Consider the following 16,239-nt stretch of genomic DNA (forward strand, 5'->3'; position numbering starts at 1 on the left):
GGGGAAGAATTCGCAGACCAACACTGAAGAAGCAGGGAACTATTTTAAGAAAGTAGGGATAAGATGGACCTTATTATTCAACACGCCAAAAAATACAAAGGCTCGGTAGTTATTGCCTTGTTGGCGGTGATCGTAATGGTTGTCTCAGCACTTTGGCAACCAAAATTGTTACAACAAGTGTTGGAAGCAATTATGAATGACGATAGCGACAAAATGAAAAACTTAGGGATTCAATTAATTGCCATTGCAGGATTAGGACTCGTTGCAGGGGTTATTAATACAATTTTTTCTGCCAAAGTTGCCCAAGGTGTCAGTGCTGACATTCGTGAAGCAACTTTCCGCAAAATCCAAACCTTTTCATTTGGCAATATCGAAAAATTTTCAGCAGGTAACTTAGTTGTTCGTTTAACAAATGACGTTACTCAAATTCAAAATGTCATTATGATTGCGTTGCAGACACTTTTTAGAATTCCTTTTTTATTTATCGGGAGTTTTATTTTAGCGATGCTAACCTTGCCACAACTATGGTGGGTGATTGTTGCACTTGTCATCGCAGTTATTTTGATTTCTATGCTGTCCTTTTCGCAAATGGGCAAGCATTTCATGATTATTCAAAACTTGATTGATAAGATTAATGGTATTGCAAAAGAAAATTTGTTAGGCATTCGTGTCGTCAAATCATTTGTTCAAGAAAAAAATCAATTGTCACGTTTTACAAAAGTGAGTGAAGAATTAACCACCCATAACTTAATCGTAGGTAGCTTATTTGCTGTGATGATTCCAGCGTTTATGTTGGTGGCGAACTTAGCTGTTGTAGGCTCAATTTTCTTTGTGAGTAACTTAGTCAAGGACGATCCAACTTTAATCGGTGGTGTCGCTTCCTTTATGAACTATTTAATGCAAATCATGATGGCGATTATTATCGGCGGAATGATGATGATGATGACTTCTCGTGCCGCTGTTTCCATTAAGCGGATTAAAGAAGTGATGGAAACAGAACCAGATGTTACCTACAAAAAAGTCCCAGAACAAGAGTTAATTGGTAGTGTTGAGTTTGATCACGTATCTTTCCGTTATCCTGGGGATGAAGAAGATACCTTGAAAGACATCTCTTTCTCTATTCAGCCAGGTGAAATGATTGGGATTGTGGGCGCAACTGGGGCTGGTAAATCTACATTGGCACAATTAATTCCACGTTTGTTTGATCCGACAGAAGGAAAGATTGAAGTTGGTGGTGTCGATTTACGAGAAGTGAACGAACACAGTTTACGAAAAACAGTTTCCTTTGTGTTGCAAAAAGCAATCCTGTTCTCTGGAACGATTGCGCAAAATCTACGCCATGGTAAACGTGACGCTTCTGAAGCGGACATGGAACGGGCTTCAGGCATCGCCCAAGCCAAGGAATTTATTGAAAAATTAGCAGAAGGTTATGATGCACCCGTCGAAGAACGGAGTAATAACTTTTCTGGTGGACAAAAACAACGGTTATCAATTACTAGAGGTGTGATTGGTGAGCCTAAAATTTTGATTTTAGATGATAGCACCAGCGCGTTGGATGCTCGTTCGGAGCGGTTAGTCCGAGAAGCGTTGGATAAAGAGTTAAAAGAGACTACCACGATCGTTATTGCCCAAAAAATTTCTTCTGTTGTCCATGCAGATCGTATTTTAGTATTGGATAATGGACGTTTAGTCGGGGAAGGCACGCATGAAGAATTAGCAGCTACGAACCCCGTGTATCAAGAAATTTACGAAACTCAAAAAGGAAAGGAGGAAGCTTAATGACTGATTTAATAAAAGCTAGTAAATTTTTCTATCATTATTTAAAACGTTACAAAGTTTCTTTCCTCTTTATTTTCTTAGCAATTTTCGCAGCGACTTATTTACAAGTCAAAGCGCCGCAATTCGTTGGGGAAGCTATTCAGGAATTAGCGAAATATGCGGTTAATGTGATGCAAGGAAAAGACGATAAAAGTGCGTTCGTTTCTGTCATTTGGAAACTACTCATTTTTTATGTCTTAACTAGTGCCGCTAGTTTCATTTATAGTATTCTCTTTACACAAGTCGTGGGGAAATCAACAAACCGCATGCGGATTGGTTTGTTTAATAAATTAGAAAAATTGACGATTCGTTTCTTTGATTCTCATCAAGATGGTGAAATTTTAAGTCGTTTTACTAGTGATTTAGACAACATCCAAAACAGTTTAAACCAAGCGTTGCTACAAGTATTAACCAATATTGCCTTATTGGTTGGTGTCTTAATCATGATGTTCCGTCAAAATGTGGAACTGGCATGGGCTACAATTGCTTCTACGCCGATTGCGATTTTAATTGCGGTCTTTGTGATTAGCAAGGCGCGCAAATATGTCGATTTACAGCAAGATGAAGTGGGTAAATTAAATGGCTATATGGATGAAAAAATTAGTGGGCAACGTGTGATTATCACTAATGGCTTACAAGAAGAAACCATTGACGGTTTTTTAGAGCAAAATGAAAAAGTTCGTGCAGCTACGTATAAAGGTCAAGTGTATTCAGGATTACTTTTCCCAATGATGCAAGGAATGTCATTAGTCAATACGGCGATTGTTATTTTCTTTGGTGGTTGGTTAGCAATCAATGGCTCTGTTGATCGTGCCGCTGCGCTAGGTTTAGTCGTTATGTTTGTCCAATATTCCCAACAATATTATCAACCATTAATGCAAATTTCTTCAGGTTATAGCATGATTCAATTAGCTGTTACAGGCGCTCGTCGTTTAAATGAGATGTTTGATGAACCAAATGAAATTCGTCCCGAAAATGGCGAAAAATTAGAAGAGATTAACAAAGCTGTGGCTTTAAATCATGTTGTTTTTGGCTATAATCCAGAAACGCCTGTGTTGAAAGATGTTTCTATTCATGTGGATAAAGGTGAAATGGTCGCTTTAGTCGGACCGACAGGCTCAGGAAAAACAACGATTATGAATTTAATGAATCGCTTTTATGATGTGAATGAAGGCGCCGTGACGTTTGATGGTGTGGACATTCGTGAAATGGATTTAGATAGCTTGCGTTCACATGTAGGCATTGTTTTGCAAGAGTCCGTTCTATTTTCAGGAACAATTCGTGAGAATATTGCTTTTGGTAAGCCAGAGGCCACGGATGAAGAAATTGTTCAAGCAGCGAAACAAGCGAATATCCATGAATTTATTGTAAATCTTGAGCAAGGCTACGATACTGAGATTACGGAAGAGAATAACCTTTTCAGTACGGGGCAAAAGCAATTAGTAAGTATTGCACGAACGATTATTACCAATCCAGAATTATTAATTTTGGATGAAGCAACAAGTAATGTTGATACAGTAACAGAAGCTAAAATCCAAAAAGCGATGGACGAAGCAATTAAAGGGCGCACCAGTTTTGTGATTGCCCATCGTTTGAAAACGATTCTAAATGCGGATCGGATTATTGTTTTACGAGACGGTGAAGTCATTGAAGAAGGCAACCACCATGAACTAGTTGAACAAGATGGATTCTATGCGGAACTTTATAAAAATCAATTTGTTTTTGAATAAGTTGAAAAAGAAGCAAAATGAGTCATTCTCATTTGCTTCTTTTTTTGCTATGCTAAATAGAAAAAGGAGAAATGTCAATGGAAAAAATGAGGAATGTACGGCAATTACGGCGCACGTTTTTGGTGCTAAATACTTTATTTGTACTGAGTGTATTCAGAGAGAATCGATGGACAAAATCGGCACTACTTTTTTGGTTGTTGGCTAATAGTTTTTTATCTGGAATGCAGTGGTTGATTTATCTTGGGGGCGAAAAAGGCTGGTTGACACATTTGCAGCGGTGGTATTATTGCGCGATTTTTCTCCAAATAGCAGGCACATTGATTGTATATTTTTCGTTTTTTGTATAAAGGTCTCTCGTTTCTTGCCGGAGAATATGCTAAAATAAAAAGCAGCAGGGGGCGAGAAAACCATGGAAAAGCCAAATAAACGCAAAGCTGATTTAGAACGTACACGGCAAATTATTTTGTCTGTCGCTTCTGAATTATTCATGACAAAGGGGTTCAAAAATACCTCCACTCGTGAAATTGCTTTAAAAGCGAACATTACCCAACCGAATCTCTATCACCATTTTAAAAATAAAAAAGAACTGTATTTAGCTGTGATTGAAGAATTAACGTCCCGTGTTCAGGAAGAATTAGTCCCAATTGTTTCTGGAAATGCATCAGTAGAAGAAAAACTTTATCAATTAATCAAAGTTTTGTTAGATGAACATCCGACCAATCTTTTCTTAATGTTGAACGACATGTTTCAAGAAATGGGCCCTGATTACAATCGTACGCTGTATCAAATTTTCAAAAAAACCTATATCAATAATATTGCGGCTATTTTTGAAAGTGAACCTGAAACCAATTGCTTACAAGAGGGCATCAGTGTAGATGATGCAACTCGGTTTATTTTATATAACGTTAGTGCATTATTAAGTATTGAAAAAACGTACCAGCGAAAAACAGTGGATGACGATGTCAAAAAATTCATTCAATTTATGCTACATGGCGTTCTGAAAAGTCACAAATAAAAAATAGAGAAGCCCTGTTGGAAAACAGACTTCTCTATTTTTTTGTAAAATTCACTTATCAATTGATAAATAATTATTGATTTATCGATTGATAAGTGATATAGTTTATTTCGAAAAGAAGAAAGAGGTGAACCATTCATGTTTTTAGGATTTAATGAAATGAAGTATTCAAAAGGACGGTACGTCCTTGTAGTTTTAGTAATGGTCTTGATTGCTTGGTTAATTTTTATTTTGTCAGGTTTAGCGAACGGTTTAGCTCAAGGAAATCGTTTAGCCGTAGATCAATGGCAAGCGAATCAAGTGGTTTTATCAAAAGAGGCCAATAGTAATTTAAATGTATCAGTGTTAGATGAAAACGTGAAAGAAACGATTTCAGGAGGCAAAATTGCACCGATTGGTCAACAGTCGTTAGCCATCCGCCCAGCAGATGACAAAAAGGCTGAATTAACGAATGTTAGCTTATTTGGGATTGAAAAAGAAAGTTTTTTAATGCCAAAAGTGATTGAAGGAAACGCATTTACTGATAAAAATCAAGTGATTGCTTCAGAAACATTGAAAAATCAAGGATTTAAAATTGGCGACAAATTAACTGCAGGGAAATATGATGAGCAATTAGAAATTGTCGGCTTTATTTCTAAAAGTAGCTATAACATTGTGCCAGTTATTTACACTTCTCTGGATACTTGGCGGTCAATTAAATATGGTGACAATCCAGCAATGGCCAAAATGGTTAATGGTTTTATTGTTCGCAGCAAGGATAACGCGGAAGTTAAAACGACTAATAAAGACAGCCAAGTTCTTTCAATTTCAGATTTTATTGAAAAACTGCCAGGATACAGCGCTCAAAACTTGACCTTGGATGGCATGATTTATTTCTTGATTGTGATTGCAGCGTTCATTATCGGTATTTTTATCTTTGTGATGACTTTACAGAAAACAGCAATGTTCGGTGTCTTAAAAGTTCAAGGGGTGCCGACTAGTTTCTTAGCAAAGGCAGTCATGCTACAAACCGCTTTATTGGCTGTTCTAGGAGTGGCGATTGGTCTTGCTTTAACGGGAATTACCGTGCTCTTTTTACCAGAAGCGATGCCTTATGCAACTAATGGACCACGCATGATTTTGTTTAGTGTACTATTGATTTTATCTGCATTAATTGGCGGGGCATTTTCAATTCGAACGATTGCTAAAATTGATCCGTTAATCGCGATTGGAGGTTAGAGACATGGCAAATGTTTTAGAAATGAAAAATATTTATAAAAAATATGGTGAAAAACATACAGAAGTGATCGCGTTAAAAGAATTATCTTTTGCGGTTCAGCCAGGTGAATTTGTCGCAGTAATTGGTCCTTCTGGTTCTGGTAAAAGTACCTTTTTAACGATTGCAGCTGGTTTACAGGCACCGACAAGTGGTGAAGTCATTGTTGGCGGGCAATCACTAAATAAGTTAACGAAAAAGCAACGTTTGGCGCAACGTTTTCAAAAAATCGGCTTTATTTTACAAAGCTCTAATTTGGTGCCATTTTTAACAGTGGAAGATCAATTTCACTTAATTGAAAAAGTTGATAAGTCACGTAAAAATAGTGAATTAAAAGAGCAATTGTTAGAGACGTTGGGTTTAAAAGAATTACGAAATAGTTATCCTCGTGATCTCTCTGGTGGGGAAAGACAACGGGTAGCCATTGCGTGTGCATTGTATCATGAGCCAGACGTAATTTTGGCAGATGAACCTACGGCTAGTTTAGATACAGAAAAGGCGTTTGATGTTGTCCAATTACTAGCGAAAGAGGCTAAAGAGAAAGATAAAGGAATTATCATGGTGACACATGATGAGCGTTTGTTGAAATACTGTGATCGAGTGGTTCGTATTCGTGATGGTGAATTGACAGAGTAACAAAACAAATAAAAGAGAACATGATCGGATTGCTGGAGACAATCCGACCATGTTCTCTTATTTCTTTTCAATACAGAAAAGAACAGGTGGCTGATTTTTTTGATTGATAAACTCATAACGTAAGACACTGTAAACATCTTGTGGTAAGGCTTGCGTGTAATTCGTGACCAAATCAAGTTCCTCTGAACCGCCTTCGTGGCCATAATAAACGACTAAAATAATGCGACTTCCTTTTACCAAATGAGGCAGTAACCCATCTAACGCCTGTTTAGTCGTAGCGGGTTTTGTAATAATTTCCTTATTACTTTTAGGTAAATAGCCTAAGTTAAAAATAGCGGCAGTGATTTCTGTTTCTTCATCTAGGACAGCATGAAGATGTTCATGTCCTAATGGAAATAACGTAGTTTGTGGGAGTAAATTAAGTTCTGTTAACTTTTGTTCTGTATTGATCAACGCTTCTTTTTGGATATCAAAGGCGAAAACTTCACCAGAAGGGCCAACCAGCTCTGCTAAGAATGCTGTATCATGACCATTTCCCATTGTTGCATCAATGACGAAGTCGCCAGGTTCCACTACTTCTTTTAAAAGTTGGTGACTAAAATGTAGGGCTGTTTGTAGCATTAATTGAAAACTTCCTTTCCTGAAATGACAGTATATTTTCCTTGATAACTGTTGCGGCGTTTCATTTCCGCATCAATCGCATTGAGAACTTCCCATTTTTTCAAGCTCCACATCGGTCCGATAATTGTTTCAAAGGGAGCATCGCCTGTCAAGCGATGAATAACAATTTCGGGTGGAATCATTTCTAACTGATCACAAATCACTGAAACATAGGCTTCTTTGCTCATCAATTGTAAGCGTCCTTCATTATAATCCCGCATCATTTTGGTATTTGTCATTAAATGAAGTAAGTGCAGTTTAATCCCTTGGATATCTGAATCCTGAATAGTTCGCCGCACATTTTCGCGCATCATGGCAGGTGTTTCCCCAGGTAGCCCGTTAATTAAATGTGTACAGACCCGAATCCCGTGTTTCCGTAATTTAGCCACACCATCTAGATATGTTTGATAATCATGGGCGCGATTAATGGCAGCGCTAGTTTCCTCAAACGTGGTTTGCAAACCCAACTCTACCCATAAATAAAAGCGTTCATTTAATTCAGCTAAATAGTTCACTACCTCATCAGGCAAACAATCAGGACGGGTACCAATGGATAAACCAACGACGCCTTTTTCATTGACTACTTGTTCAAACCGATGACGAATAACGTCAACGGGCGCATGTGTATTGGTGAAATTTTGGAAGTAAACAATGTATTGATCGACAGTTGGCCATTTTTGATGCATCAATTGGATTTCTTTTTGAAATTGAAGCGGCAGGGGATCGCTAGGTGCAACAATCATGTCGCCTGAGCCAGAAACACTACAGAACGTACAACCACCTTTGGCAACCGTCCCATCACGATTGGGGCAATCAAAGCCACCATCAATTGGCACTTTAAAAATCTTTTCACCAAACTGTTGACGAAGTGCATAGTTCCAAGTGTGATAGCGTTTATTTGGATCATCTGAATAAGGAAAAATTTGCATAATCAAGACTTCTTTCTAGCGTTGTTTGCTTTGAAATCGCCAAACAAAGCGTTTTTCTAAATAAATAGGGTAACTTAATAACAACCAAGCTAAACCAAGACAAAAACCACCTAAGATATCGCTAGGGAAATGGACACCTAAATAGATTCGACTAACCCCAATCATGAAAATCCCAATACCTAGTAAAATTTGCACACAAAGGCGGACCGTTTTATTTTTAATGAAAATTGGCAGAATCAATAAAATAGTGCCGTAGAACAAGGTACTTCCTACAGCATGTCCGCTAGGAAAACTATACGTATGTTCAGTTACTAAATGCTCCAAAGTAGGACGTTGGCGCATAAAGAATAATTTTAATAAAGAATTACCTACGCCAGCAATTAAGGCAGTATTAATAAAGAGCCATAATGCTTCAGCATAATATTTCCAAACAATAAACAGAGCAATGACAACGATTGCTAAGATGATAATCGTCAATGAATTGGCAAATTTGGTGTACCAAATAAAAAAGTTATTTAGCTGTGGAAAAGGACGACGAACAAAAGAAGTAATCGTTTGATCAAAGCCTTTGAGCCAGGTTGGATAAAAACGAACAACGTAGCCTAAAAACATAAATACTAAAAGAAAACAACTACCTGCAAATTGATAATAAAGTTTGTTTTTCATAAAAAATCCTTTCAAAATTTAATCGCAACAATCCGTATTATACCATCAAAAGGGTAAAAAATTAAAAGATAATTTCATTGCCTGATTAGAGGGGATACAGATATTAAAAAAGTTCTGGCAGCACAATCTCTCATTGTGGTGCTAGAACTTTTTTAAATGGCGCATGTTTATTGATTATCATCATCAGGAGTATCAACGGTAATATCGCCGAATTCGCTAGAAAGGTTAAACTCTGTATCCGCACGACCATTCTTATAAGATGTTCGCTCTTTGTTTAAAAGTTGAACATCGCCTAATTTTGATTCCCCTTTGATTGAAATGTTACGCAAAATTTCTCCAGAATTTACATAAATATCTCCATGGACAAGAGCAACAGTTAATTTTTTAGGCACAGCAGGCATGTCTAAAGAAAAATCACCATTTTCACTTGAAAAGTTAGCTTCTCCTTTGAAATCATAGACGCTAATATCGCCATCTGTCGTTGTTGCTTGGATGTTTCCGCGAGCATTTTGCACTCGAATATCACCAGAAATAGTCGTATTTTTGATTTCATCGAAATAGGCTGAATCCAACGTTATATCGCCGTCAGTGGTTTCAACTGTTGCTTTTTTAGCGGAAGTATCCGCTGAAAGGTAGATACCATCTGAAGAGTTAAGCGTCATTTTTTTGGCTTTAACACCTGATAGACTAACATAAGAATTTGGTAGATTAGTTGTTAATTCGTCTACGTTAAAAGCATTCAATGAAACTTGTGAATGGGTTGAGCCATCAATTACTAACTTTTTCACATTATTAGGAATCTGGACACTCACGTTCGGTGTGAAGTCACTAAAAATACCAATATTAAAGAATGACAATTCGGGTTGGTTTTGTGTGCGAGTGGTATTGATGGTTGCTGTTATTTTATTTTTTTCTTCTTTGACATTTAAGGTGCCTTCAGCTTTTGAATAAAAGGCATTATTCGGTGATCGTAACCCCATTTTGTTACTATCAGTTTTATAAATGGTATAAGGTCCTTTGCCTTTTAAGGATAAGTGAAGTTCTTCGCCTGCTTGTTTATTTTTTAGTGTATAACTTTCTTTTAGCGGTGTGACTGATTTTTCCGCTTGCTTGTAATAATAGACGGCGCCAGATCCACCAATTAGCATCGCTAAGACAGCAATGGATAAGAGAATCCCTGTTGTTTTTTTCATTAGATATCACCTCGTAAAACAGCAATGTTCCATTGGAAATAACGCTTAAAGACATGTGCTGAAAATTTTAAAATTGGTAGAAACAGTAACCAACCAATGATTGATGCACCAAATAAAAAGAGACTCATAGATAATTGGAAAAAGGAAGCGGCATTTGCTTGGGTAATAACACTATAAATACCATAAATTGGTGAAAATAAAGTTGCAGCTCCGGCAATGCCACAACCGACGTACATTAAGGCAATCCCTAAAATAACCCAAAACATGAAGAAAAAATTTAAACAGAAAATACCAAGCACTTGGAAAAATCGGGTTAGTGGCCGATGCTGTGGTCGTTGATAGTATGGAGAATCATTATCATAGTAAAATTCAGATTCTTCTTCATAGGGATGATCATAAGCAGGTGTAGCCGCTGGAATTTCTTGCCAGCCATTATTTTCAATTTTTCGTTCCGTCAATTCAATGCCTTGTTCTTTCAAAATTTCTTCTGCGATAACCCGTGGTTTCCCCAATGATTTTGCCACTTGTTCTTCTGTTTCGCCTTCCGCAACACGAGCATCAAATAACGCCTTGTATTTCGCAAGAATAATAGCTTGATCTTTTGGATTTAACGCTTTTAAATAAATTTTCAGCTCAATAATAAAATGTTCTTTATTCATTCCGCTCCCTCTTTCTACACGATTCATTTCTCATCTTAAACTATAATTTCTTTTTGGGCGAATAACAAGAGAAATTAAAAAAATCAGACTAAGGTAAAGAAGCGTCTACAACTAAAGTCGCAGTTTTTTTCCGAGTAGTAACAAGAGAGTAAATCCATGTTAAAAAACATTACTTCTTTACAATCTAGTTACAGTAATATGAAATTTTGTTGAAGTGTTTTTAATTCGCCAGAAAAAAAGGTATACTTGTTATAATAACAAAACTAAAAAATTACATTTACATATAAGTTAAAAAAGGAAAGTTGGGGACGTATCAATGAAGAAAGAATCAATGTCACGTATCGAAAGAAGGAAAGCACAACAAAGAAAGAAAACGCCAGTACAATGGAAGAAGAGCACTACTTTATTCAGCTCGGCGTTAATTGTTTCATCTGTAGGAACGCCCGTTGCGTTACTACCAGTGACTGCTGAGGCAACAGAAGAGCAGCCAACAAATGCGGAAGTTGCCCAAGCACCTACTACGGAAACTGGCTTAGTAGAGACACCAACCACAGAAACTACGCCAGGAACTACGGAACAACCGACAACGGATTCGTCAACAACGACTGAATCGACAACTGAATCATCAAAAGAAACACCAACAACACCAAGTACCGAGCAACCAACAGTTGATTCAACTACACCTGTGGAATCAGGAACGACTGATTCTTCAGTAGCAGAAATCGCGCCAGTAGCTCCTTCAACAACCGAGTCTGAAGCAGCGCCTGCGGTTACACCCGATGATGAAGTAAAAGTACCAGAAGCTAGAGTAGCTTCTGCGCAAACTTTTTCAGCGTTATCACCGACGCAAAGTCCTTCAGAATTTATTGCCGAGTTAGCTCGTTGTGCACAACCTATTGCGCAAGCCAATGATTTATATGCATCAGTGATGATGGCTCAAGCAATCGTTGAAAGTGGTTGGGGAGCAAGTACGCTATCTAAGGCACCAAACTATAACTTATTTGGGATTAAAGGCAGCTACAATGGACAATCTGTCTATATGGATACATGGGAATATTTAAACGGCAAATGGTTAGTGAAAAAAGAACCTTTCCGTAAATATCCTTCTTACATGGAATCATTCCAAGATAATGCGCACGTGCTAAAAACAACTTCTTTCCAAGCGGGCGTTTACTATTATGCTGGGGCTTGGAAAAGCAATACAAGTTCGTACCGCGATGCAACTGCTTGGTTAACAGGTCGTTATGCGACAGATCCTAGCTACAATGCTAAATTAAATAATGTCATTACCGCATATAACTTAACTCAATATGATACACCATCTTCTGGTGGAAATACTGGGGGCGGAACAGTTAATCCAGGAACAGGCGGCTCGAACAATCAATCAGGAACGAACACGTACTATACTGTAAAATCAGGAGATACCTTGAATAAAATTGCCGCGCAATATGGTGTGAGCGTTGCTAATTTACGCTCATGGAACGGCATCTCTGGCGATTTAATTTTCGTTGGTCAAAAACTTATCGTGAAAAAAGGTGCTTCAGGTAACACTGGTGGCTCAGGCAGCGGTGGTTCTAACAATAATCAATCAGGAACGAACACGTACTATACTGTAAAATCAGGGGATACCTTGAATAAAATTGCCGCCCAATATGGCGTGAGCGTTGCTAATTTACGCTCATGGAATGGCATCTCTGGCGATTTAATTTTCGTTGGTCAAAAACTCATCGTGAAAAAAGGTGCTTCAGGTAACACTGGCGGCTCAAACAACGGTGGTTCTAACAATAATCAATCAGGAACGAATACGTACTACACAATTAAATCAGGCGATACCTTGAACAAAATTGCCGCGCAATATGGTGTGAGCGTTGCTAATTTACGCTCATGGAACGGCATCTCTGGCGATTTAATCTTCGCTGGTCAAAAAATTATTGTGAAAAAAGGTACTTCAGGTAACACCGGTGGCTCAAGCAATGGTGGTTCTAACAATAATCAATCAGGAACGAATACGTACTACACGATTAAATCAGGCGATACCTTGAACAAAATTTCTGCACAATTCGGTGTTAGTGTGGCTAACTTACAAGCCTGGAATAACATCAGCGGTAGTTTGATTTTTGCTGGTCAAAAGATTATCGTGAAAAAAGGTGCCAACTCAGGTTCAACGAATACGAACAAGCCTACGAATAATGGTGGTGGTGCGACAACATCCTACACGATTAAATCAGGCGATACGTTGAATAAAATTTCTGCACAGTTTGGCGTGAGTGTTGCTAATCTACGTTCATGGAACGGGATCAAAGGCGATTTAATTTTTGCTGGTCAAACAATCATCGTGAAAAAAGGCGCTTCTGCAGGTGGCAATGCTTCTTCAACAAATAGTGCATCAGGCAAACGCCATACAGTTAAAAGCGGTGATTCACTTTGGGGCTTATCAATGCAATACGGAATCAGCATCCAAAAAATCAAACAATTAAATGGCTTAAGCGGGGATACAATTTATATTGGTCAAACTTTAAAAGTTGGTTAATTTAAGATTGAAAAAAATAGCTATCTTTGGTAACATGAGTCTTATAATAGAAAAAAACAATGAGAAGGAATAGTAGAAAGAACCATGTGATAGAGAGCGTATGGCTGGTGGAAATACGTACAGAAGCTTTTGAACTCGCCTTTAAGTTACTTTTTTGAACAAACCAAGTAGGAAAAGTCGGTGACGATCGTTAAGACGTTTGAGGTTAAGGTGACGGTGAATAACCGTTTCTTTGACGAATTTAGGTGGTACCACGTTGCATTTGTATGTTCACGTCCTATAGGAATTTTTCCTATAGGACTTTTTTTTATCACTAAGTGGCTAGTTTAAGTCAGAATAGTGACAATGGCTGCAGGTGGCAAATTTTAAGAATGAAAAATTTTATATTACTAGGAGGAATAACATGAGCTACAATCACAAAGAGATTGAGAAAAAATGGCAAAAATATTGGGCTAAGAACAATTGTTTCAATACATTGGACGACCCAAATAAAGAAAAATTTTATGCACTAGATATGTTTCCCTATCCATCTGGACAAGGCTTACACGTAGGTCACCCGGAAGGCTATACAGCAACCGATATTCTTTCACGTATGAAACGTGCGCAAGGCTATAATGTGTTGCATCCAATGGGCTGGGATGCGTTTGGTTTGCCAGCAGAGCAATATGCGTTAGATACAGGAAATGACCCAGCTGAATTTACTAAGAAAAATATCGAAACATTCCGTCGCCAAATTAATTCATTAGGATTCAGCTATGATTGGAATCGCGAAATTAATACCACTGATCCCGAATATTATAAATGGACACAATGGATATTTACAAAATTATATGAAAAAGGGTTAGCTTATGAAGCAGAAGTTGCGGTTAACTGGGTACCTGAACTAGGAACTGTTATTTCAAATGAAGAAGTCATTGATGGAAAAAGTGAACGTGGCGGTTATGATGTGGTTCGCCGACCAATGCGTCAATGGATGCTGAAAATTACTGCTTATGCAGATCGCTTATTAGAAGATTTAGAGCTTGTTGATTGGCCAGAAAGTATTAAAGATATGCAACGAAATTGGATTGGACGTTCTGAAGGAGCCAATGTGACCTTTAAAGTCGCTGGCACAGAAGAAAGTTTCACGGTGTTTACAACCCGTCCTGATACCTTGTTTGGTGCAACCTATACTGTTCTAGCTCCTGAACTAGAACTAGTGAAAAAAATTACGACACCTGAACAAACAGCAGCTGTAGAAGCATATATTGAAGAAACCTCAAAAAAATCTGATTTAAATAGAACGGATTTAGCAAAAGAAAAAACAGGTGTTTTCACAGGTGCGTATGCTATAAATCCAGTCAATGGCCAAGAAATTCCAATTTGGATTGGCGATTATGTTTTAGCAAGCTATGGCACAGGCGCAATCATGGCGGTCCCAGCGCATGATGAACGGGATTACGAATTTGCGAAAACATTTGGCATTGATATCCTACCAGTAATCGCAGGTGGCGACATTACAACAGAAGCCTATACAGGGGATGGACCGCATATCAATTCTGATTTCTTAAATGGATTAAACAAAGCAGAAGCCATCGCTAAAATGAATGAGTGGCTAGAAGAAAATCACGTAGGGAAAAAAGAAGTATCTTATCGTTTACGTGACTGGTTATTCTCTCGTCAACGCTACTGGGGTGAACCAATTCCTGTGATCCATTGGGAAGATGGAACAACCACAACGGTTCCTGAATCTGAGTTACCTCTACGTTTACCAGTAACATCGGATATTCGCCCAAGTGGAACTGGGGAATCGCCATTAGCAAACATTGATGAATGGGTCAATGTCGTCGACCCTGAAACTGGCATGAAGGGAAAACGTGAAACGAATACTATGCCACAATGGGCTGGAAGCTCTTGGTATTACTTACGATTCATTGATCCTCATAATAAAAATGAAATTGCTGATTTTGAAAAATTAAAACGTTGGTTACCAGTTGATATCTATATTGGTGGTGCCGAACATGCGGTGCTGCATTTACTTTATGCTCGTTTTTGGCATAAATTCTTATATGATATTGGCGTGGTTCCTACCAAAGAACCTTTCCAAAAATTATACAACCAAGGTATGATTTTAGGAGAAAACAATGAAAAAATGTCTAAATCACGTGGCAATGTTGTAAATCCCGATGATGTGGTGGCTAAATATGGTGCGGATACATTACGTCTTTATGAAATGTTCATGGGCCCATTAGATGCTTCCATTGCTTGGAATGAAAATGGCTTAGAAGGAAGTCGTAAATTCTTAGATCGCGTTTGGCGTCTGATTGTTGATGAAGAAGGCAAAATGCGTGACCGAATTACCACAATTAATGATGGCCGTTTAACGAAAGTTTATCACCAAACGGTTAAAAAAGTGACAGAAGATATGGCAAACTTGCACTTTAATACAGCGATTTCTCAATTAATGGTTTTTGTGAATGAAGCCAATAAAGTGGATGCCTTACCTTATGAATATGTGGAAGGATTTGTCCAATTACTTGCGCCAATCGCGCCACATATTGGTGAAGAACTATGGCAAATTTTAGGTAACGAGGAAAGTTTAACTTATGTCCCTTGGCCAACCTATGATGAAGCAGCCTTAGTAGAAGATGAAGTGGAAGTAGTTTTCCAAGTGAACGGAAAATTACGTGGCAAACAAAATGTCGCTCGTGGGTTAAGCAAAGAAGAATTAGAACAAATTGCAATGAACCATGAAGCTGTTAAAGAATTTATTGAAGGAAAAACAGTGCGCAAAGTGATTGCTGTTCCAGATAAATTAGTAAATATTGTTGCAAGTTAAGTTATATGTTTTTATTAAAAAAAGAGCCGGACGTATCAAAACGTCAGGCTCTTTTTAAGGTTGTTTTGTTTTACCTTTTTGATTCATATGTTCTTTACATGTGATTGTTATAACCGAAAGCAAGGCGATGAAGAGAAAAAAGTAACCGAGCGGCGTACAGAAAAAGGCGGGTTCTTTTAAAAGTCCATCGCTAGATAATGTTGATCCAACTAAAATAGAGATCATAAATAATAAAAGACTAATCAAGCCAAGAAATAAGCTAATACGATATTTTTTCAACTTCAGTTCCTCCTTTAATGAACTATCACTAAGATAAATCAAAAAGGTTAA

13 protein-coding genes and 1 other annotated feature are annotated in these 16,239 nt (G+C 37.8%); of the genes, 7 read left to right on the forward strand and 6 right to left on the reverse strand.

The features are described from left to right. The first annotated feature begins 63 nt into the window (after positions 1–63). From erfC to IGL13_RS02845, 5 genes are all read left to right on the forward strand, one after another. On the forward strand, positions 64–1,779 hold the full coding sequence (erfC, locus tag IGL13_RS02825) for a multidrug ABC transporter ATP-binding protein/permease ErfC (RefSeq protein ID WP_002355662.1): 1,716 nt from the start codon (positions 64–66) through the stop codon (positions 1,777–1,779). Next, the gene (erfD, locus tag IGL13_RS02830) at positions 1,779–3,548 is read left to right on the forward strand and encodes a multidrug ABC transporter ATP-binding protein/permease ErfD (protein WP_002378051.1); all 1,770 of its coding nucleotides are present in this window, start codon (positions 1,779–1,781) and stop codon (positions 3,546–3,548) included. Before erfC ends, erfD begins: the two co-directional genes overlap by 1 nt. 409 nt (positions 3,549–3,957) lie before the next feature. After that, entirely contained in the window at positions 3,958–4,563 is a 606-nt protein-coding gene (locus IGL13_RS02835; protein WP_002355664.1) for a TetR/AcrR family transcriptional regulator, read from the forward strand. Between the two features lie 138 nt (positions 4,564–4,701). Further along, entirely contained in the window at positions 4,702–5,781 is a 1,080-nt protein-coding gene (locus tag IGL13_RS02840; RefSeq protein ID WP_002355665.1) for an ABC transporter permease, read from the forward strand. A gap of 4 nt (positions 5,782–5,785) precedes the next feature. After that, on the forward strand, positions 5,786–6,454 hold the full coding sequence (locus IGL13_RS02845) for an ABC transporter ATP-binding protein (protein ID WP_002363221.1): 669 nt from the start codon (positions 5,786–5,788) through the stop codon (positions 6,452–6,454). A 57-nt stretch (positions 6,455–6,511) separates the two neighbouring features. Here the strand turns inward: IGL13_RS02845 and IGL13_RS02850 are convergent, their stop codons facing one another. The 5 genes from IGL13_RS02850 to IGL13_RS02870 form a co-directional block, all read right to left on the reverse strand. Continuing rightward, positions 6,512–7,075 carry a class I SAM-dependent methyltransferase gene (locus tag IGL13_RS02850; protein ID WP_002355667.1) on the reverse strand — a complete coding sequence of 188 codons (564 nt, stop codon included), beginning with the start codon at positions 7,073–7,075 and terminating at the stop codon, positions 6,512–6,514. Beyond that, positions 7,075–8,043, reverse strand: a complete 969-nt coding sequence (locus IGL13_RS02855) for a TIGR01212 family radical SAM protein (RefSeq protein WP_002355668.1) — start codon at positions 8,041–8,043, stop codon at positions 7,075–7,077. Before IGL13_RS02855 ends, IGL13_RS02850 begins: the two co-directional genes overlap by 1 nt. A gap of 15 nt (positions 8,044–8,058) precedes the next feature. Continuing rightward, on the reverse strand, positions 8,059–8,709 hold the full coding sequence (locus IGL13_RS02860; RefSeq protein ID WP_002355669.1) for a phosphatase PAP2 family protein: 651 nt from the start codon (positions 8,707–8,709) through the stop codon (positions 8,059–8,061). A gap of 167 nt (positions 8,710–8,876) precedes the next feature. Beyond that, entirely contained in the window at positions 8,877–9,902 is a 1,026-nt protein-coding gene (locus IGL13_RS02865; RefSeq protein WP_002384984.1) for a DUF4097 family beta strand repeat-containing protein, read from the reverse strand. After that, entirely contained in the window at positions 9,902–10,561 is a 660-nt protein-coding gene (locus IGL13_RS02870) for a DUF1700 domain-containing protein (protein ID WP_002381265.1), read from the reverse strand. The genes IGL13_RS02865 and IGL13_RS02870 overlap by 1 nt, the downstream gene beginning before the upstream one ends. A gap of 316 nt (positions 10,562–10,877) precedes the next feature. On the opposite strand from IGL13_RS02870, the gene IGL13_RS02875 reads away from it, so the two are divergent. Both IGL13_RS02875 and leuS read left to right on the forward strand, forming a co-directional pair. Beyond that, complete coding sequence (locus IGL13_RS02875; protein ID WP_002378053.1) at positions 10,878–13,091, forward strand: autolysin; 2,214 nt, start codon at positions 10,878–10,880, stop codon at positions 13,089–13,091. Positions 13,092–13,141: 50 nt separating this feature from the next. Further along, positions 13,142–13,374, forward strand: a binding site (T-box leader). 120 nt (positions 13,375–13,494) lie between these two features. Then, complete coding sequence (gene leuS / locus IGL13_RS02880) at positions 13,495–15,909, forward strand: leucine--tRNA ligase (protein WP_010710149.1); 2,415 nt, start codon at positions 13,495–13,497, stop codon at positions 15,907–15,909. Between the two features lie 54 nt (positions 15,910–15,963). Here the strand turns inward: leuS and IGL13_RS02885 are convergent, their stop codons facing one another. Beyond that, positions 15,964–16,188: a DUF3955 domain-containing protein gene (locus IGL13_RS02885; protein ID WP_002383054.1), complete on the reverse strand. Its 225-nt coding sequence runs from the start codon at positions 16,186–16,188 to the stop codon at positions 15,964–15,966. Positions 16,189–16,239: the final 51 nt, after the last annotated feature.

It is taken from the genome of Enterococcus sp. DIV1937 (assembly GCF_050535975.1).
Lineage (GTDB): Bacteria > Bacillota > Bacilli > Lactobacillales > Enterococcaceae > Enterococcus > Enterococcus faecalis.